Origin of the sequence: Methylobacterium soli (genome assembly GCF_008806385.1) — a bacterium.
GTDB classification, from domain to species: domain Bacteria; phylum Pseudomonadota; class Alphaproteobacteria; order Rhizobiales; family Beijerinckiaceae; genus Methylobacterium; species Methylobacterium soli.
Window position 1 is genome coordinate 88,795 of the sequence record NZ_VZZK01000001.1, and the last position, 17,647, is coordinate 106,441.

The following is a 17,647-nucleotide window of genomic DNA, read 5'->3' on the forward strand; positions in this document are numbered from 1 at the left end:
TTTGCGGCGATGTCTCTTTGCGGCGAAGATCTTGCGGCGAAGATGCCGCGCATTCAGCTCCCGAGGGCCAGCACGCGCGCGAGTGCCGCGGAGAAGCCGTTCAGCGGCACCGTGATGACGGTCGGCTCCGCGCCCTCGCGCTTCTGGGCCGTCACGGTCAGGTTCTGGGCGGTCTTCATCGCGTCGGTGGCGAGGGTGGGGAAGCTGATCGGCACGTAGCAGCCCTCGGGGCCGCAGGTGAGATAGGGCGCGCCCTTGCCCAGCACCGTCTCGTCGAGCTTGAAGCTGACGCCGGCCTCGATCGATTGCCCGAACGGCATCAGGATCAGGCCCTCGGCCCGCCCGTCCTTCGGGGTCTTCAGCTCGAAGGCGAATTGGCGCCGGCCGGTCTTCGCGTCGCCCTGCGACTGGACCATGTTGCACTGGGTCGCGGTGTCGCGGACGCAGTTGACCGTCCAGTCCCCGTAGGTCTCGCTGACGGAGCTCGCGCCCTCCGGCCAGACCGCCTTGGGTGCCGTCTCGGGCGCGGCGGCCTTCGCTTCGGGCTTCGCTTCGGGCTTGGTCTCGGCCTTGGCGGCGGGCTTCGGCGGCGGCCTGCGCGGTGCGGGCTTGGGCTTCGGCGCCGCTTCGGGCGCGGCCGGAGCCTCTTCCTGCGCCAAGGCAGGCGACGCGGCGAGAAGCAGCGCGGCGGTCAGGGCGGCGAAGGGCCGGATCATGCGGATCGGCGGCATGGGCAGGTCCGCATGGGCAGGTCCCCGTGGGCAACGCGACAATGCCTTGCCGCCTACCCGCCCGCCGCACGCGATGCAATCGAGCCAAGCGGGATTTCTGCGCACATCCCCGATAGCGCGGCGCCGGATTCCGGCCCGGCGCGGCGTCAGTTCGAGGCGTGGAACCCGGTCGCGCGGGCCTTCTCGCAGCGGCGCGCGAACGCCGCCTCGTGGCCCCGCCGGATGGCGCGCAGGAGGGTGGCGGCGAGCGTCAGCACGCCGGGATCCCGGTCCAGCGGCTCTTCCAGGGGCTCGGCGATATTTGAGACGAGAACCGTGAGCATCGTGGCCTCCTTCGCCCGCGATAACGTTGCTATTGCATTGCAATATGAGAGGCCGGAGAAACTGCTGCAACGCAGCAGGGCGGCGGGGGCGCCATGCGCCGGGCTCATGCGTCGGCAACCGGATGTTCACCCCTTCCCGCGGCGCCCGCGGTTGACCCGGCCGCCGTCAGGCGCCACTGAGCGCGTCGCTCATTCGTCATTTCCGGCACTTATGCACGCCGCTTCGCCCGACGAGGCGACCTGAGAAGAAGGATTGCTCGCGCCATGACAGACCGACCGACCCAGCACCCCATCCATGGCCGGATCACCGGCCCCATCGTGATGATCGGGTTCGGCTCGATCGGCCGCGGCACGCTTCCGCTCATCGAGCGCCACTTCACCTACGACAAGGCGCGCTTCACGGTGATTGACCCGTCCGACAAGGATCGGGGGCTGGCCGACAAGCACGGCCTGCGCTTCGAGAAGGTGGCGCTGACGCCGGAGAATTATCGCGACATCCTGACCCCGCTGCTCACCGAGGGCGGCGGCCAGGGCTTCTGCGTCAACCTCTCGGTCGACACCTCGTCGCGGGCCATCATGGAGCTCTGCCGCGAGCTCGGCGCCCTCTACATCGACACGGTGGCCGAGCCCTGGCCGGGCTTCTACTTCGACAAGAGCAAGAGCCAGGGCGACCGCACCAACTACGCCCTGCGCCAGAACATCCTGGATGCACGCGCCGCGAGCCCCGGCGGGCCGACCGCGGTGTCCTGCTGCGGCGCCAATCCCGGCATGGTCTCGTGGTTCGTCAAGCAGGCGCTCCTCGACCTCGCCAAGGATCTCGGCCTCTCGACCCCCGAGCCGACATCGCGCCAGGAATGGGCCGCCCTCATGCGCGAGGTCGGCGTGAAGGGCATCCACATCGCCGAGCGCGACACGCAGCGCGCCAAGTCCGAGAAGCCGATGGGCGTCTTCGTCAATACCTGGTCGGTGGAGGGCTTCGTCTCGGAGGGCAACCAGCCGGCCGAGCTCGGCTGGGGCACGCACGAGACCTGGAAGCCCGACAATGCCCGCGAGCAGGAGGCGGGCTCGCGCTGCGCCATCTACCTGCTCCAGCCCGGCGCCGACACCCGGGTGCGCTCCTGGACGCCGACCGCCCAGTCGCAGTTCGGCTTCCTCGTGACCCACAACGAGGCGATCTCGATCGCGGATTACTACTCGGTGATGGAGGGCGCGACCGTCGCCTACCGGCCGACCTGCCACTACGCCTACCACCCCTGCAACGAGGCGGTGCTCTCGCTGCACGAGATGTTCGGCAATGCCGGCAAGGTCCAGGCCGAGCACCACATCCTCGACGAGAACGAGATCGTGGACGGCATCGACGAGCTCGGCGTCCTCCTCTACGGCCACGCCAAGAACGCCTACTGGTACGGCTCGCAGCTCTCGATCGAGGAGACCCGCCGGATCGCCCCCTACCAGAACGCCACCGGCCTGCAGGTCACCTCGGCCGTGCTCGCCGGCATGGTCTGGGCGCTGGAGAACCCCGAGGCCGGCATCGTGGAGGCCGACGAGATCGATTTCCGCCGCTGCCTCGAGGTGCAGACCCCGTATCTCGGCCCGGTCGTCGGCGTCTACACCGACTGGACGCCCCTCGACGGCCGCCCGGGCCTTTTTCCGGAGGATATCGACGCGAGCGATCCCTGGCAGTTCCGCAACGTGCTCGTGCACGGCTGAGCCGCCGCGATTCCGCCCGGGCGCCGCGCTCCGCTGGAGCGCCCGGGTTGCGGCGTCCGGACGGCCCCGAATGCCTGTCGCGTGCGCGCGGCGGGTGTTAAGCTCGCGCTCAAGATCGAGCGCGAGTTGTTGCCCTTGCCCCATTTCGAAGATTTCTACGCCGACAAGCTGCGCGGATCGCTCGGCGTCACCGACGCCGAATCGGTGCTCGACCTGCGCGGCACCAATCGCCCCACCGCCGAGGCCTCCCTCAAGGAGATGCTGGAGCGCAGCCGCTTCGCCAAGGGCAAGACCGTGGCGATCCGGCTCGACGCGCCGCCCGATGGCGGCGGCGAGACCCTGTTCCAGCCCGCCGGCCGCCTCCTCCTCGACGCCAAGCGCCGCGGCCTGATCGAGCGCCTGCAGACGCTGCCCGCGCAGGACGGCCTCGGCTTCTACGTGGCGCTCGCGGGCAAGGCCCAGCGCGAGCCGGAGTGAGGCGCGGATTGGCCGGCCTCACCCGATTCCATTTCGGCCGCAACACCCTCGAGCGCCTGGCGCGCTTCGGCTACGGCGCCCGCGGCGCGGTCTATTGCGTGGTCGGCGCCCTCGCGGTCCTGGCGGCGATCGGCCGGGGCGGGCAGGCCGGCGACAGCAAGAGCGCGCTCCGGACGGTGCTGGGCGGCCCCTTCGGCGCCTGGATCGTCGGCCTCATCGCGCTGGGCCTGTTCGGCTTCGCCCTCTGGCGGCTGATCGAGGGCGTCACCGACGCGGACAACCGGGGCAGCGGCCTCAAGGGCCTCGTCGTGCGGGCCGCCCATGTGGGCAGCGCGGCGATCTATAGCGGTCTCGCGGTCACGGCCGCGAGCCTCGCCCTCGGGCTCGGCCGGCACCGCGGCAGCCAGGACGGGATGCAGGACTGGACCGCGTGGCTGCTTTCCAAGCCCCTCGGGCTCTGGCTCGTCGGCCTGATCGGCCTCGGGGTGATGGGCGGCGGGATCGCGTTCCTGCTCAAGGCCTGGAAGGGCGACGTGACCGAGCGCCTCGCCCTCGACGCGGCGGCCTGCCGCTGGGCGAAGCCCATCGGGCGCTTCGGCTACGCGGCGCGCGGCATCGCCTTCCTGCTCATCGGGGGCTTCTTCGTGGCGGCGGCCTGGCACCAGGCCTCGTCCGAGGTAAAGGGGCTCGCGGGCGCCTTCGCGGCCCTGCGCGCCCAGCCCTACGGTTGGGTGCTGCTCGCCCTCGTGGCGGCCGGCCACTTCGCCTTCGGGGCCTTCGGGCTGATCCAGGCCCGGTTCCGCCGGATCGACGCGCCCGATCTCGACAAGGCGGACGATGCGGTGGCGCGCGTCGTGCGCTCGGTCACCTGACGGGTTAGGAATGAGCCTGCGGCCCCGGACGCCGCGTTGACAAGAGCCGGACCCCGCGCCGATACCGCGGGCCGGCCCGGAGCCCATGCAGCAGCGCACCTACAAGACAGCGGTGATGGTGGTCCACGATCTCGTGGCGACCGCGCTGGCCGTGATCCTCACCTTCGTGTTCCGCTTCAACGGCGAGTTCCTCGCCGAGCGGCTGCACGCGCTCCCGCTCCTGCTGCCGCCCTTCATGGCGTTTGCCGGGCTCGTCTACGCGCGGTTCAAGCTCTACCGGACGAAGTGGCGCTTCGCCTCGCTGCCCGATCTCGCCGGCATCGTGCGGGCCGCGAGCGTGCTGGCGCTGACGCTTCTGGTGCTCGACTACGTGCTGGTCTCGGCCGACCTCTACGGCTTCTACTTCTTCGGCAAGATCGCGATCGTCCTCTACTGGGTGCTGCAGATCTTCCTGCTCGGCGGCACCCGCCTCGCCTTCCGCTACCTCAAATATGCCCGCTCCCGGCAATCGAGCGCGCGCGGCGCCACGGTGCCGACGCTGCTCCTCGGGCGGGGCGGCGACATCGAGGTGCTGCTGCGCGCCATCGAATCGGGCTCGGTGCGCAAGCTCAGCCCCAAGGGCATCCTGTCGCCCCGCGCCGACGAGGCCGGGCAGATGATGCGCGGGGTGCCGGTGCTCGGCGGCTTCGCGGATCTCGAGCGGGTGGTGGGCAACCTCGCCGAGCGCGGCCAGCCGGTGCGGCGCCTCGTGGCAACGCCGAGCGCGCTGACGCCGGAGGCCGAGCCCGACGACCTCATCGCCCGCGCCCGCCGCCTCGGCCTGCCGCTCGCCCGCGTCGTCAGCCTCGGCGAGGGGATGCGCGACGCCGAGCTGGCGCCGCTCGAGATCGAGGACCTGCTCCTGCGCCCGACCGTCGCGATCGACCGGCCGCGGCTGGAGCGCTTCCTCGCCGGCGCCCGCGTCATCGTCACGGGCGGCGGCGGCTCGATCGGGTCGGAGATCTGCGCCCGCGCGGTCGCCTTCGGGGCGCGCGCCGTCCTGGTGGTGGAGAGTTCCGAGCCGGCGCTGCACGGGGTCCTGAGCCAGCCGGCCCTGGCCCATGCCGAGGCCGAGGTGACGGGCGCGCTCGCCGATATCCGCGACCGCGACCGCCTGCACGCGGTCTTTGCCGGGTTCCGGCCGGATTACGTGGTGCACGCCGCGGCGCTCAAGCAGGTGCCCTATCTCGAGCGCGACTGGACCGAGGGCATCAAGACCAACGTCTTCGGCTCGATCAACGTCGCGGACGCGACCATCGCGGCGGGCGCGCGCGCGCTGGTGATGATCTCGACCGACAAGGCCATCGAGCCGGTGTCGCAGCTCGGCGTCACCAAGCGCTTCGCCGAGATGTATGCCCAGGCCCTCGATGCCGAGCAGGCCCCCAACACCGAGGGGGCGGCAGAGCGGGCGGCAGAGGGCGGGCGGGCGCCGACGCGGCTCATCGCGGTGCGCTTCGGCAACGTGCTCGGCTCGGTCGGCTCGGTCGTCCCGGTCTTCAAGGCGCAGATCGCCCGCGGCGGCCCCGTGACCGTGACCCATCCCGACATGGTCCGCTACTTCATGACCGTCCGGGAGGCGGCCGACCTCGTCCTCACCGCCGCCTCGCATGCCGACCGCGAGGCGCGCGCGATCCCCGCCGGCCCCTCCGCCGACCAGCGGGCCGCCGTCTACGTCCTCAAGATGGGCCAGCCCGTGCGCATCCGGGAGCTTGCCGAGCGCATGATCCGGCTGGCCGGGTTCGAGCCCGGCGACGAAATCGAGATCCTCACCACCGGGGCCCGGCCCGGCGAGCGCCTGAACGAGATCCTGTTCGCCCGCGAGGAGCCGCGGGTGACCCTCGACGGGATCGAGGGCGTGATGGCGGCCAAGCCGGTCTTCGCCGACCGGGCCGTGCTCGAAGGCTGGACCGAGCGCCTGGCGCGCGCGGTCGCGACCAACGACCGGGCCGACGCCGAGGCGGTGTTCGAGGAGGCCATCCCGGATTTCCGGGACCGCGCCGGGGCGGCGGCCGCCGCCGAGAACCTGGCCCAGAGCCACCCTGAGCCGGCGCCGAACCCGGTCTGAGGGAGGGCCGCCTCAGGTTTCCGAGCGCGCGAGCGCCGCGAGGCCGTCCCGCGAGGGCATGGCGGGCTCCCAGCCGAGCGCCGACAGGCCGTCCGATCGCGCCTGGAGGCCGGTCGAGAGGCGGCTGAACGCCTCCTCCCGCCCGACGAGGCGGCAGGCGAGGCCGAGGAGCGGGGCCGGCACCGGAACGAGGCCGGGGCCCCGGCCGAGACCGGCCCGCAGGGCCGCGACCATCTCGGGCAACGTCAGCGCGTCCGGATCCGCGACCACGAGGGGCCGGCCGAGCGGCCCGGGCGCGGCCAGGACCGTGGCGATGGCCGCCCCGAGGCTCTCGACCGAGACGAGGGAGCGGCGCTGGCGGAGCGAGGCCAGCGGCAGCGGATAGGGCGAGCGGGCGAGCCGCACGAGCGCCGCCATGTTGCCCTTCACCCCCGCCCCGTAGACGAGGACCGGCCGCAGGGCGACCCAATCGAGGCCGGTCTCGGCCAGCGCCGCCTCGGCCGCGAGCTTCGAGCGGCCATAGGCGTCGGTGGGCGCCGGCATCGCGGCCTCCGTCTGGATCGCCGCGCTGCTCGCGCCGACCTGCGCCCGGATCGAGGACAGGAAGACGAAGCGGCGGACCCGCGCCTTGACGGCGGCCTCCGCGAGGCGCCGCGTCGCCTCCGTGTTGAGGGTGCGGTAATCGTCCTCGGGCGCCCCCGACATCGCGTGGGCGAGGCCCGCCGAATGCACGATGGCGTCCACGTCGCTGAGCGCCGCCGCCATGTTCATCGGCCGCGTCAGGTCGCCGACGACGGCGCTGCTGGCGCCCTCCGGCACCGCGATCGGGCGCCGCAGCAGCACCCGGACCCGGTAGCCCTGCGCCGACAGCGCCCGCAGGAGGTGGCGCCCGATGAAGCCGGTCGCGCCCGTCAGTGCCACGAGCTTCGCGCTCACATCCTGTTTCCCCGTTCGAGCGCTCTCCTGAAGTGGAGACCGGTTCGGCGCGAGAGCGCGCGTTCCATCAAGACCGAGAGCCGCCCCCGGCGGCGATGCGGCCGGAAACGACGCTCAAGCGGCCGGCACCGCGCCGCGCGGCGCCCGGCCGAAGCGGCGCAGCAGGATCGCCACCAGGGCGGCCCCGAGCAGCAAGGCCCCCAGGGTGACGGGCCAGAGGGGCCAAAGCAAGGTCGCGGCGGCCAGGAGCGCCAGCCCGGCATTCACCGCGAAGACGCGGCCCACGACCGCGCCGACGCTGAGCCCGTTCAGCGTGGCGCGCTGGTAGAAATGGCTGCGATGGGCCTGCCAGACCGGCTCCCGGCGCAGGGCCCGGCGGATCAGCGTCAGGGTGGCATCCGCGATGTAGACGAGGGGCAGGAGGATCGCGGCGGCAAGGCCGCCCTCGAGCGCCAGCCGATACAGGAGCCAGGCCGTGATCAGCCCGATCGGCAGGGATCCGACATCGCCGAGGAAGAGGCGCGCCACCGGCCGGTTGAACGGGGCGAAACCCAGCATCGCCCCGAGCAAGCCCGCGGCGACGAGCGTCGGGCCGAGGGGCCATCCGCCGCTCTGGCCGAACAGCACGAGCGCCCCGGTGATCGGCACGATCTCGCAGACCGTCATCCAGTCGAGCCCATCCATGAAGTTGACGAGGTTGACGAACCAGAGGCCGGCGATCACCGCCAGAGCCCGCTCGAGCCAGAGCGGCAGGTCGGGCAGCAGGCGCCCGTCGATGGCGAGGATCAGCGCCGTCACGGCCAGGGCCTGCAGGGCGAGGCGCAAGGCCGCCGAGAGGGGGCGGATGTCGTCGACGGCCCCGGTCACCGCGAGCAGGAGGGTGGCGAGCGCCAGCACCGTGAGCTCGCGCGTCTCCCCGCCCGGCAGGATACCCGAGAACAGGCCCGCGACCGCGATCGAAGCCGCCACCACGGCGATCCCGCCGCCCTGCGGCGTCGGCACGCTGTGGCTCGACCGGGCATTCGGCCGGGCGAGGGCGTAGCGCTGGAGCAGGGGCCGCAGCAGCAGGATGAGGCCGGCGCTCGCGGCGGCGGCGAGCGGGATGGCGAGGAGCGGCGCGAGGGGCATCGAGACGGGTGTCAGATCGCGCGGGCGGAGGCGATGGAATGCGCGCAGGCCGCGCGGGCCGGCAGCGTCCGCCGGCCCTTCGAACCGCGATCGGTCAATAGACCTGCGCCGTGCCCGCGTTCTGCTTGGCCGTGCCGTCGCGCCGATGGGCCTCGGAGGTGTCGAGCGCGCGCTCCACCACCTTGGCGAGCCCGATCATGATCTTGTCGAGGACGTAATCCTTCGGCGTGTAGACGGCGGTCACGCCCATGTTCTTGAGGACCAACTCGTCCTCCTGCGAGATGATGCCGCCGACGACCACCGGAACGTGGTCGAGGCCGGCCTCGCGCAGCCTGGCCTTGACGTCGCGCACCAGCGGGACGTGCGAGCCGGACAGGATCGACAGGCCGACCACGTGGGCACCGGTCTCCTTCGCCTTGGCGACGATCTCGGCCGGGGTCTGGCGGATGCCATCATAGGTGACGTCGAAGCCGACGTCGCGGGCCCGCAGGGCGATCTGCTCGGCGCCGTTCGAGTGGCCGTCGAGGCCGGGCTTGCCGACGACGAGCTTCGGGGTCTCGCCGAGGCGCTCGCCGAGATCCGCGATCAGGAGGCGCGCCTCCTCGGCGGCCCCGGAGGATACCGTCTCGAGGGTGACGCCGGTGGGCGCGCGGTACTCGCCGAAGACCTCGCGCAGGCGCGCGCCCCACTCGCCGGTGGTGACGCCGGCCTTCGCGGCGGCGATCGAGACCGGCATGATGTTGGCGCCCGAGCGCGCCGCCGCTTCGAGGTCGGCGAGCGCCGTCTCGACGGCGGCGCCGTCGCGCTTCGCGCGCCAGTCGCGGATGCGCGCCTCGGCCTCCATCTCGACGGTCTCGGAGACCGTGAAGATCGCCCCCTCCCCCGCCGTCAGCGGCGAGGGCTCGCCGTTCTGCCACTTGTTGACGCCGACCACGATCTGGTCGCCGGCCTCGATCGCCGAGATGCGCTTGGCGTTCGATTCGACGAGCGCCCGCTTCAGGGCCCCGGTCTCCACCGCCGCGACGGCGCCGCCGATGCCGCCGATGCGCTCCAGCTCCGCCCGGGTCTCGGCCTTCAGGGCCTCGACCTTGGCGTCGATCACCTTCGAGCCGTCGAAGATATCGTCGTATTCGAGCAGGTCCGTCTCGAAGGCGAGGATCTGCTGCATGCGCATCGACCATTGCTGGTCCCAGGGGCGCGGCAGGCCGAGCGCCTCGTTCCAGGCCGGCAGCTGAACGGCGCGGGCGCGGGCGCGCTTCGAGAGGGTCACGGCCAGCATCTCGATGAGGATGCGGTGGACGTTGTTCTCGGGCTGCTGCTCGGTGAGCCCGAGCGAGTTGACCTGGACGCCGTAGCGGAAGATCCGCTTCTTCGGGTCGGCGATGCCGTAGCGCTCCTGGGCGATCTCGTCCCAGAGTTCCGAGAAGGCCCGCATCTTGCAGATCTCGGTGACGAAGCGCAGGCCCGCATTCACGAAGAACGAGATCCGGCCGAACACGTCGGCGAAGCTCTCCTCATCGAAATTCGGGTCGTCCCGCACCGTGTCGAGCACTGCGATCGCGATGGCGAGGGCGTAGGAGAGCTCCTGCACCGGCGTCGCGCCCGCTTCCTGCAGATGGTAGGAGCAGACATTCATCGGGTTCCACTTCGGCACTTCCTTGGTCGTGAACAGGATCACGTCCTTGGTGAGCCGCAGCGAGGGCGCGGGCGGGAACACGTAGGTGCCGCGCGAGAGGTATTCCTTGATGATGTCGTTCTGGGTGGTGCCCTGGAGCGCCGCGAGCGGCGCGCCCTGCTCCTCGGCCACCGCGAGGTAGAGCGACAACAGCCACGGTGCGGTGGCGTTGATCGTCATCGAGGTGTTCATCTGGACGAGCGGGATATCCTGGAACAGGGCCCGCATGTCGCCGAGATGCGCGATCGAGACGCCGACCTTGCCGACCTCGCCCCGGGCGAGCTCGTGGTCCGGGTCGTAGCCGGTCTGGGTGGGAAGATCGAAGGCCACCGACAGCCCGGTCTGGCCCTTGGCGAGGTTGCCCCGGTAGAGCTTGTTCGATTCGGCCGCCGTCGAGTGTCCGGCATAGGTCCGGATGATCCACGGCTTGTCGCGCTTCGCCTCTGCGACGCCTGCCTGCCCACCCATCCGACCGAACTCCGCTTCCCTGAGACCGTGCCACGGCATACGCGTGCCGGAGCTTGCTGCCAACGTAGCCGAGGCGGCTGCCCGCGTCACCCGGCCCGAAGGTCGGAGGAGCCGGCGCCACAATGGAACATCTCCACGCATCGCCGGAGGGCGAAACGCGCGGATCGTGCATGATTTGTTCAGGGGTTCGGCCGCGCCCCGACCGGAATTTTTGCAACCGCACGGTTGTATCGGTGGCGAGGATTCCGGGGCGCCGGGCGAGACCCGGCCGCCCGCGCGCAGGTCGATCCCGCCTCCGGCCGGGCGGCGCGAAAGCTTTATTTTGAATACAGTAGACCTCGTCGTGAGCCGGCGTTCCTTTTCGGTGGAAACCGCGCAGGCACTAGCCTTTTGTGGCACTTGGAGCGCCCTGTCATCGTCGCTATAGGGGCGCAACGACAGTGTCAGGGAGAGGTCACATGGCTGCGAGTGCGGCGGTTCAATCGGCCGAGGGCAAGGACCTCTACGAGATGGGCGAGATTCCGCCCCTCGGTTACGTGCCGGCGAAGATGTATGCCTGGGCGATCCGGCGCGAGCGCCACGGCCCGCCGGAGCAATCGCACCAGCTCGAAGTGCTGCCCACCTGGTCGATCGCCGACGACGAGGTCCTGGTCTACGTCATGGCCGCGGGCGTGAACTACAACGGCGTCTGGGCCGGCCTCGGCGAGCCGATCTCGCCCTTCGACGTCCACAAGGGCGAGTATCACATCGCGGGCTCGGACGCCTCCGGCATCGTCTGGGCGGTCGGCGCCAAGGTGAAGCGCTGGAAGGTCGGCGACGAGGTCATCGTCCACTGCAACCAGGATGACGGCGACGACGAGGAGTGCAACGGCGGCGACCCGATGTTCTCGCCCACCCAGCGCATCTGGGGCTACGAGACGCCGGACGGCTCCTTCGCGCAATTCTGCCGAGTGCAGTCCCGCCAGCTGATGACGCGCCCCAAGCACCTGACCTGGGAAGAGGCGGCCTGCTACACGCTGACCCTGGCCACCGCCTACCGGATGCTCTTCGGCCACGCGCCGCACACCGTCCGGCCGGGCCAGAACGTCCTGATCTGGGGGGCGAGCGGCGGTCTCGGCGTGTTCGGCGTCCAGCTCTGCGCGGCCTCCGGCGCCAACGCGATCGCGGTGATCTCGGACGAGTCGAAGCGCGATTACGTCATGAGTCTCGGCGCCAAGGGCGTGATCAACCGCAAGGATTTCAATTGCTGGGGGCAGTTGCCCAAGGTCAACTCGCCGGAATTCCACGCCTGGACCAAGGAAGCCCGCAAGTTCGGCAAGGCGATCTGGGACATCACCGGCAAGGGCAACGACGTCGACATCGTGTTCGAGCACCCCGGTGAGCAGACCTTCCCGGTCTCGGCGCTCGTCGTGAAGCGCGGCGGCATGGTGGTGTTCTGCGCCGGCACGACCGGCTTCAACATCACCTTCGACGCGCGCTACGTCTGGATGCGCCAGAAGCGCATCCAGGGCTCGCACTTCGCCCATCTCAAGCAAGCCTCGGCCGCCAATCAGTTCGTGCTCGATCAGCGCGTCGATCCGTGCATGAGCGAGGTCTTCCCCTGGGACAAGATCCCCCAGGCTCACACCAAGATGTGGAAGAACCAGCACCCGCCCGGCAACATGGCCTGCCTCGTGAACGCGCCGCGCGCCGGCCTTCGCACGGTCGAGGACGTGATCGAGGCCGGTCCGCTCAAGCGCTGAGCCGATACCGACCCTTCGCGATGCCTCCTGCGGCCCCTCGCCCTCACGGTGGGGGGCCGCAACGCATTCCGGGTCCGCGCCGCCTCAGCGGCCGCGTGGCGGGTCCTGCGGCAGGTGGCGTCCGTAGGTCTCGGCCTTTTCCTCGCGCTCCTTGATCAGATCGGCATAGGCCTGACGCATCTCGGGCGAGACCGAGACATGGCGCGCCTTGGTGGGTTTGCGCTTCGGCGCCTTCTTGAAGGTGTTGTTGACGTCGCTCATCGCCATCCCCCATCCCAGGATCCCAGCTTCGGCCTCACTATAGGTCGGGGCCGAGACATTCGCGAGACACTTCGGTTCGGGGTCGCCCGAGCCTTTCGGCGATCGGCCACGGCTGGTAGAAGCCGCCCAGGATCCCGCCGGCTCTCGCAGCCGGCCCTCATACGGCGGCGGCAATGGACAAGTTTACAACTCTGGAGGGCGTCGCGGCGCCCATGCGGATCATCAATGTCGACACCGACCGGATCATCCCGAAGCAATATCTAAAAACCATCAAGCGCACGGGCCTCGGCCAGGGCCTGTTCTCGGAGATGCGTTACAACGACGATGGCTCCGAGAATCCGGACTTCGTCCTCAACAAACCCGCCTATCGACAAGCCAAGATTCTCGTCGTGGGCGACAATTTCGGCTGCGGCTCGTCGCGCGAACACGCGCCCTGGGCGCTCGCCGACTTCGGCATCCGCTGCGTCATCTCCACGAGCTTCGCCGACATCTTCTTCAACAACTGCGGCAAGAACGGAATCCTGGCGATCGTGGTCTCGCCGGAGGATCTCGAGAAGCTGTTCCAGGATGCGGAGCGGGGTGCCAATGCGACGCTGTCGATCGACCTGGCGGGTCAGACCATCAAGGGTCCGGACGGCGGCACGCTGCATTTCGAGATCGATTCCGGCCGCAAGCACAACCTGCTGAACGGTCTCGACGAGATCGGCCTCACCCTCGAGCGCGCAACCGCGATCGATTCCTACGAGGCGAAGCTCGCGGCGCGCGGCTGGGCCTGACCGCTCCGGGTCGGACACGGTTCGTTTACCATCAGGGCGCCTTAAAGGGAGAGCATCGTTCGAAACTCCCTGGAGACGCCCCGATGACGTCGCGCATGAAGACCCCCCTTCTCTGCCTGGCGAGCCTCGCGGCCGGTCTCGCGACCACGGGGGCAGCGCGCGCCGATTTCCAATCCTGCCTCTCCGGCATTCAGGCGCAGGCGGCCTCCGCCGGCGTCTCGGCGCAGACCTTCCGGACAGCCACAAGTGGCATAATCTACGACGACAAGGTCATCGAACTCTCCCAGGCCCAGCCCGAGTTCAAGACACCGATCTGGGATTACATGGCGGCCCTCGTCGACGACGAGCGCGTCGATGACGGCAAGGCCGCGATGCGGCAGCATGGCCAAGCATTGGCGGCCGCCGAAGCGAAATACGGCGTCGACCGCTACACCATCGCGGCGGTCTGGGGCGTCGAGTCGAATTTCGGCAAGAATCTCGGCAAGATGCCGCTGGTTCAGTCGCTCGCCACCCTCGCCTGCTCGAGCAACAGGCGGCGAGATTTCTTCCGTGGTGAGCTGATTGCGACCCTCAAGATCATCGAGCGCGGCGATATCGATCCGTCGCGCCTCTACGGTTCCTGGGCGGGGGCTTTCGGGCAGACTCAGTTCATGCCGACGACCTACCAACGCCTCGCCGTCGATCTCGACGGGGATGGCCGCCGCGACGTGGTCGATTCGGCCGCCGATGCCGTCGGCTCCACGGCGAATTTTCTCCGTGCGGCGAAGTGGTCCAACGGCTATGGCTGGGGCTATGAGGTACGTGTACCGAGGGGGTTCAACACCTCCGCGGCCGGGCGCCGCAACAAAAGGCCGGTCTCGCACTGGGCCTCGCTCGGCGTGACCCGGATGGACGGCCGCCCTCTTACCGGTGACGGCCCGGTCGGGATCATGGTCCCGGCAGGCGTGGACGGCCCGTCCTTCCTCGTGACGAAGAATTTCGACGCGATCTATTCCTACAATGCGGCCGAGTCTTACGGCCTCGCCATCGCGGTCCTCTCCGACAGGCTGCGCGGACGACCGGGTGTGCAGGCCGATTGGCCGACCGATGATCCGCCGCTGTCGCGCGCCCAGCGACGCGACCTGCAGAGCCGTTTGGCCGCCCGCGGCTACGATGTCGGCGAGCCGGACGGCAAGGTCGGTGCCAAGACCCGCGAAGCCATCAAGGATGTCGAGGCCAAGCTCGGGATGCCGCAGACCGGCCGGCCCGGGGCGAAGGTGCTCGAGGCCCTGCGACGCGGCTGAGCCGGCGCGTTATCCATCGGCTGACGCGGAGAAGCCCTGCTCTCGTGAGGTCAGGCATGCTCGGCCGCGATGGACCTTTGAGACGTGATTTGATGGCTCGTGCCGGACCGGCTATCGGCTGGCGAGGCCTCGCCGCCTGATCTCGTCCGGTTCGCCCTTCGAGTCCGCGTATGGCTACGCGCGCGGTCGTTCAAGACGGCTTCGTGTTCGTCGCCGGCACCACCGGCTACGATGACGCCAGCATGGTCATGCCCGCCTCAGTGGAAGCGCAGACGGAAGCTTGCTGGCGCACCATCGGATCGGTTCTCTCCGAGTCCGGAACATCCCTCGCGTGTATCGTCCGCGCGACCTATTACGTGACCGATCGCGAGGATGCCGAGGTCGTGCTCCGCGTCTGCGGACGCGTCCTGGCCACGATAAAACCCGCAGCGACGCTTCTCGTCGTTGCGGGTCTGCTTCGTCCCGAGATGAAGGTCGAGATCGAGGTGACGGCCGCGCTGCCGTGAGGTGCGCGGCGCGTGCGCCTTACTCGGCGGCGGCGGGCGCCTTGGCGGGGGCCTTCGCGGCAGCCTTGGCGGCCTTCTCGCTCCCGCGCTCGGCGCGCTCGACGATGCGGGCCGACTTACCGCGACGGTCGCGCAGGTAGTAGAGCTTGGCGCGACGGACCTTGCCGCGGCGGACCACCTTGATCGAGTCGATCAGCGGGCCGTAGACCGGAAACACGCGCTCCACGCCTTCGCCATAGGAGATCTTGCGAACCGTGAAGCTCTCGTTGATGCCGGCACCCGAGCGGGCGATGCAGACGCCCTCGTAGGCCTGGACGCGGCTGCGCTCGCCTTCCTTCACCTTCACGTTCACGATCAGCGTGTCGCCGGGCTCGAAATCGGGAATGGTCTTGTTGAGCTGGGCAATCTGCTCCTGCTCGAGCTGCTGGATGATGTTCATAGCAATACTCCGGCCGTTGCGCCCGCGCCCCGGTTCGGGACTTCGAGCGTCAGGATTTCGGCATCCTGTTGTGAGTTGGCGCAGCCGTTACACCAACCGCTGCGGGTTGTCGATGCAATTCGGATGGGAAACCGGCTGACGCCGCTGAGGCGGCCAGCTTGCGACAGTTGAGAAATGTCGGGCGGCGGTCCACATGGAAGGGGGCGCCCGCGCGGGCGAGCGCCGTTCCCGGCCGGCCTTGAACCGGCGCAGAGGACGAGGATCATAGACAGCCATGTTCATCCAAACCGAAGCCACGCCGAACCCAGCCACCCTGAAGTTCCTGCCCGGCCGGGTGGTTATGCCCGAATCGACCTTCGAGGCCCGCGATGCGGAGACAGCCGAGCGATCGCCGTTAGCGAGCCGGCTCTTCGATGTTCCCGGTGTGGCCGGTGTCTATTTCGGCCACGATTTCATCTCGGTCACGAAGGCCGAGGACGGAAACGAATGGCCGCAGGTGAAGCCCGCGATCCTCGGTGCGATCATGGAGCATTTCCAATCCGGCGCACCGGTTCTGAACGAGGGCGCGGCCCTGGCCGGCCAAAGCGAAGCCGACGAGTTCTACGACGAATCGGATGCCGACACGGTCGCGACCATCAAGGATCTGCTGGAAACCCGAGTTCGTCCGGCTGTCGCCAGCGATGGTGGCGACATCACCTTCCGGGGCTACAAGGAGGGCGTGGTGTTCCTGGAGATGAAGGGCGCCTGTTCCGGCTGCCCATCTTCCACCGCGACGCTTCGGCATGGAGTGCAGAACCTGTTCCGGCACTTCCTGCCGGAGGTGCGCGAGGTGCAAGCCGTCTGAGCGCGACGCAGCCGCGCAACAGGTCCGAGCGTTCTGTCGGCACGAAGGCCGCTCCGCCCTGACGGAGCGGCTTTTTTGCCGTAACGTTCGGCAGCGCTTCGGCGCGTGTTTCCATTAAGAAGACCGGTCGGTCTCCGCCGGCTGCATCTGGAGTGAGCGTGCGTATCCTCGCCATCGACACGGCACTCGACGCCTGCGCTGCCTGCGTGGCGACGGACGCGTCGGACGATCTTCTCGCGCAGGAGAGCATGGTGCTCGCCCGCGGGCATGCGGAGGCACTTCTACCCTTGGTTGAGCGCGTGATCTCGCGGATCGAGGGAGGCTTCGAGAGCCTCGACCGCGTCGCCGTCACGGTCGGGCCCGGCAGCTACACGGGACTTCGCGTCGGCCTCTCCGCGGCTCGCGCCATCGGTCTGGCCACAGGCGTGCCGGTCGTCGGCGTCACCACCCTCTCGGCCCTGCTCGCCCCGCTTCTAGCGCTGAATGGTGATGGTTTGATCGCGGCCGCGATCGATGCGCGCCACGGTGCCGTGTACCTTCAGGCCATGAGCGTCGGCGAGGGCATCGTGGTCCCTCCGAGCCTCCTTAAGCTTGACGAGGCCGTCGAGCGGCTGGGCGCGGGGCCCTTGACCCTGATTGGTTCTGGCGCTCCGGCGCTCGCTGCGGCCGCCAAGTCCCGAGGCGTCGAGGCTGAGGTCGCCGGCACCGGGGCACCGGAGATCGCCTGGGTCGCATCGCTCGGAATCGTCGCCGATCCGGCGCAAGCGATGGCGCGCCCGCTTTATCTGCGCGGGCCGGATGCGCAGCCGCAGGATCATGCGAGGCTCGCCCGCCAATGAGCCGCCCGGTTTCGCCCTTCTGGCCGTTCGAGTGGTGGCTCGCTTGGTGGGATGCTTGGGGACCCGAGCCCTACGTGGCTCCGCTGCGCGATTCCGGGCAGGCCGCTACCCTGGCGCGGCTCCACGCGACGGCGTTCGCACGTCCCTGGGATGCGCATGAGTTCGAGCGCCTGCTTTGTGAGCGATCTTCCGAGGCCCATGCCCTCTGGCGGGCCGGAACCGTGCAGGGCTTCATCCTGTCACGCCGGGTCTCGGACGAGGCGGAGATTCTCACGATTGTCCTGGCCCCTCCTGCACGTGGCGGTGGTCTGAGCGGTCGCCTCCTGCGCGAGCACCTGACGCATCTCGCACATGCGGGGGTGCACCACGTCCATCTTGAGGTCGACGAGGGCAACGCGCCGGCGCTGAGGCTGTACAAGCGTTACGGCTTCGCGCAGGTCGGCGCTCGCACCGGCTATTACACGCGGGCCGACGGCAGCCGCGCGACGGCGCTGACCATGCGCGCGACGCTCTCGTGAGTGTCCGACGAGCGG

At 69.6% G+C, this 17,647-nt stretch carries 17 protein-coding genes and 1 pseudogene; 11 read left to right on the forward strand and 7 right to left on the reverse strand.

From position 1 onward, the window contains the following. Positions 1-53 precede the first annotated feature (53 nt). Entirely contained in the window at positions 54-731 is a 678-nt protein-coding gene (locus F6X53_RS00405) for an invasion associated locus B family protein (protein ID WP_150996083.1), read from the reverse strand. A gap of 146 nt (positions 732-877) precedes the next feature. Beyond that, the gene (locus tag F6X53_RS32040) at positions 878-1,054 is read right to left on the reverse strand and encodes a hypothetical protein (RefSeq protein ID WP_191970642.1); all 177 of its coding nucleotides are present in this window, start codon (positions 1,052-1,054) and stop codon (positions 878-880) included. Positions 1,055-1,318: 264 nt separating this feature from the next. On the opposite strand from F6X53_RS32040, the gene F6X53_RS00410 reads away from it, so the two are divergent. The 4 genes from F6X53_RS00410 to F6X53_RS00425 all read left to right on the forward strand — a co-directional run bounded on the left by F6X53_RS00410 (position 1,319) and on the right by F6X53_RS00425 (position 6,217). Next, positions 1,319-2,764: a homospermidine synthase gene (locus F6X53_RS00410; protein WP_150996085.1), complete on the forward strand. Its 1,446-nt coding sequence runs from the start codon at positions 1,319-1,321 to the stop codon at positions 2,762-2,764. A gap of 135 nt (positions 2,765-2,899) precedes the next feature. Continuing rightward, a complete protein-coding gene (locus F6X53_RS00415) occupies positions 2,900-3,241 on the forward strand; it encodes a hypothetical protein (protein WP_150996682.1) in 342 nt (113 codons plus the stop codon). A gap of 8 nt (positions 3,242-3,249) precedes the next feature. Next, complete coding sequence (locus F6X53_RS00420) at positions 3,250-4,113, forward strand: DUF1206 domain-containing protein (protein WP_150996087.1); 864 nt, start codon at positions 3,250-3,252, stop codon at positions 4,111-4,113. An 85-nt stretch (positions 4,114-4,198) separates the two neighbouring features. Then, positions 4,199-6,217: an SDR family NAD(P)-dependent oxidoreductase gene (locus F6X53_RS00425; protein WP_150996089.1), complete on the forward strand. Its 2,019-nt coding sequence runs from the start codon at positions 4,199-4,201 to the stop codon at positions 6,215-6,217. Positions 6,218-6,229: 12 nt separating this feature from the next. Here F6X53_RS00425 and F6X53_RS00430 read toward each other — a convergent pair whose 3' ends face one another. From F6X53_RS00430 to F6X53_RS00440, 3 genes are all read right to left on the reverse strand, one after another. Next, positions 6,230-7,153, reverse strand: coding sequence for an NAD-dependent epimerase/dehydratase family protein (locus F6X53_RS00430; protein WP_150996091.1), 924 nt, complete (start codon positions 7,151-7,153; stop codon positions 6,230-6,232). Between the two features lie 114 nt (positions 7,154-7,267). Then, positions 7,268-8,281, reverse strand: a complete 1,014-nt coding sequence (locus F6X53_RS00435) for an MraY family glycosyltransferase (RefSeq protein WP_150996094.1) — start codon at positions 8,279-8,281, stop codon at positions 7,268-7,270. 94 nt (positions 8,282-8,375) lie between these two features. Next, positions 8,376-10,424, reverse strand: coding sequence for a protein meaA (locus F6X53_RS00440; RefSeq protein WP_150996096.1), 2,049 nt, complete (start codon positions 10,422-10,424; stop codon positions 8,376-8,378). A gap of 458 nt (positions 10,425-10,882) precedes the next feature. Between F6X53_RS00440 and ccrA the strand changes: the two genes are divergently transcribed. Further along, a complete protein-coding gene (gene ccrA / locus F6X53_RS00445) occupies positions 10,883-12,166 on the forward strand; it encodes a crotonyl-CoA carboxylase/reductase (protein ID WP_150996097.1) in 1,284 nt (427 codons plus the stop codon). A gap of 84 nt (positions 12,167-12,250) precedes the next feature. Here ccrA and F6X53_RS32045 read toward each other — a convergent pair whose 3' ends face one another. Next, positions 12,251-12,427 (reverse strand): hypothetical protein, encoded by a 177-nt coding sequence (locus F6X53_RS32045; protein ID WP_191970643.1) that lies wholly within the window; start codon positions 12,425-12,427, stop codon positions 12,251-12,253. 173 nt (positions 12,428-12,600) lie between these two features. Between F6X53_RS32045 and leuD the strand changes: the two genes are divergently transcribed. The 3 genes and pseudogenes from leuD (at position 12,601) to F6X53_RS00460 (ending at position 14,992) form a co-directional block, all read left to right on the forward strand. Then, complete coding sequence (leuD, locus tag F6X53_RS00450) at positions 12,601-13,203, forward strand: 3-isopropylmalate dehydratase small subunit (protein ID WP_150996099.1); 603 nt, start codon at positions 12,601-12,603, stop codon at positions 13,201-13,203. Positions 13,204-13,286: 83 nt separating this feature from the next. Continuing rightward, positions 13,287-14,486 (forward strand): lytic murein transglycosylase, encoded by a 1,200-nt coding sequence (locus F6X53_RS00455; RefSeq protein WP_150996100.1) that lies wholly within the window; start codon positions 13,287-13,289, stop codon positions 14,484-14,486. 118 nt (positions 14,487-14,604) lie between these two features. Beyond that, positions 14,605-14,992 (forward strand): annotated as a pseudogene (locus F6X53_RS00460) (RidA family protein). A gap of 19 nt (positions 14,993-15,011) precedes the next feature. Here F6X53_RS00460 and rplS read toward each other — a convergent pair. Next, positions 15,012-15,431, reverse strand: a complete 420-nt coding sequence (rplS, locus tag F6X53_RS00465; RefSeq protein WP_150996101.1) for a 50S ribosomal protein L19 — start codon at positions 15,429-15,431, stop codon at positions 15,012-15,014. Positions 15,432-15,705: 274 nt separating this feature from the next. On the opposite strand from rplS, the gene F6X53_RS00470 reads away from it, so the two are divergent. The 3 genes from F6X53_RS00470 (at position 15,706) to F6X53_RS00480 (ending at position 17,632) form a co-directional block, all read left to right on the forward strand. Further along, the gene (locus F6X53_RS00470) at positions 15,706-16,275 is read left to right on the forward strand and encodes a NifU family protein (RefSeq protein ID WP_150996103.1); all 570 of its coding nucleotides are present in this window, start codon (positions 15,706-15,708) and stop codon (positions 16,273-16,275) included. 158 nt (positions 16,276-16,433) lie between these two features. Further along, positions 16,434-17,114, forward strand: a complete 681-nt coding sequence (gene tsaB, locus F6X53_RS00475; protein ID WP_150996105.1) for a tRNA (adenosine(37)-N6)-threonylcarbamoyltransferase complex dimerization subunit type 1 TsaB — start codon at positions 16,434-16,436, stop codon at positions 17,112-17,114. Continuing rightward, positions 17,111-17,632: a GNAT family N-acetyltransferase gene (locus F6X53_RS00480; RefSeq protein WP_150996106.1), complete on the forward strand. Its 522-nt coding sequence runs from the start codon at positions 17,111-17,113 to the stop codon at positions 17,630-17,632. The genes tsaB and F6X53_RS00480 overlap by 4 nt, the downstream gene beginning before the upstream one ends. Positions 17,633-17,647 lie beyond the last annotated feature (15 nt).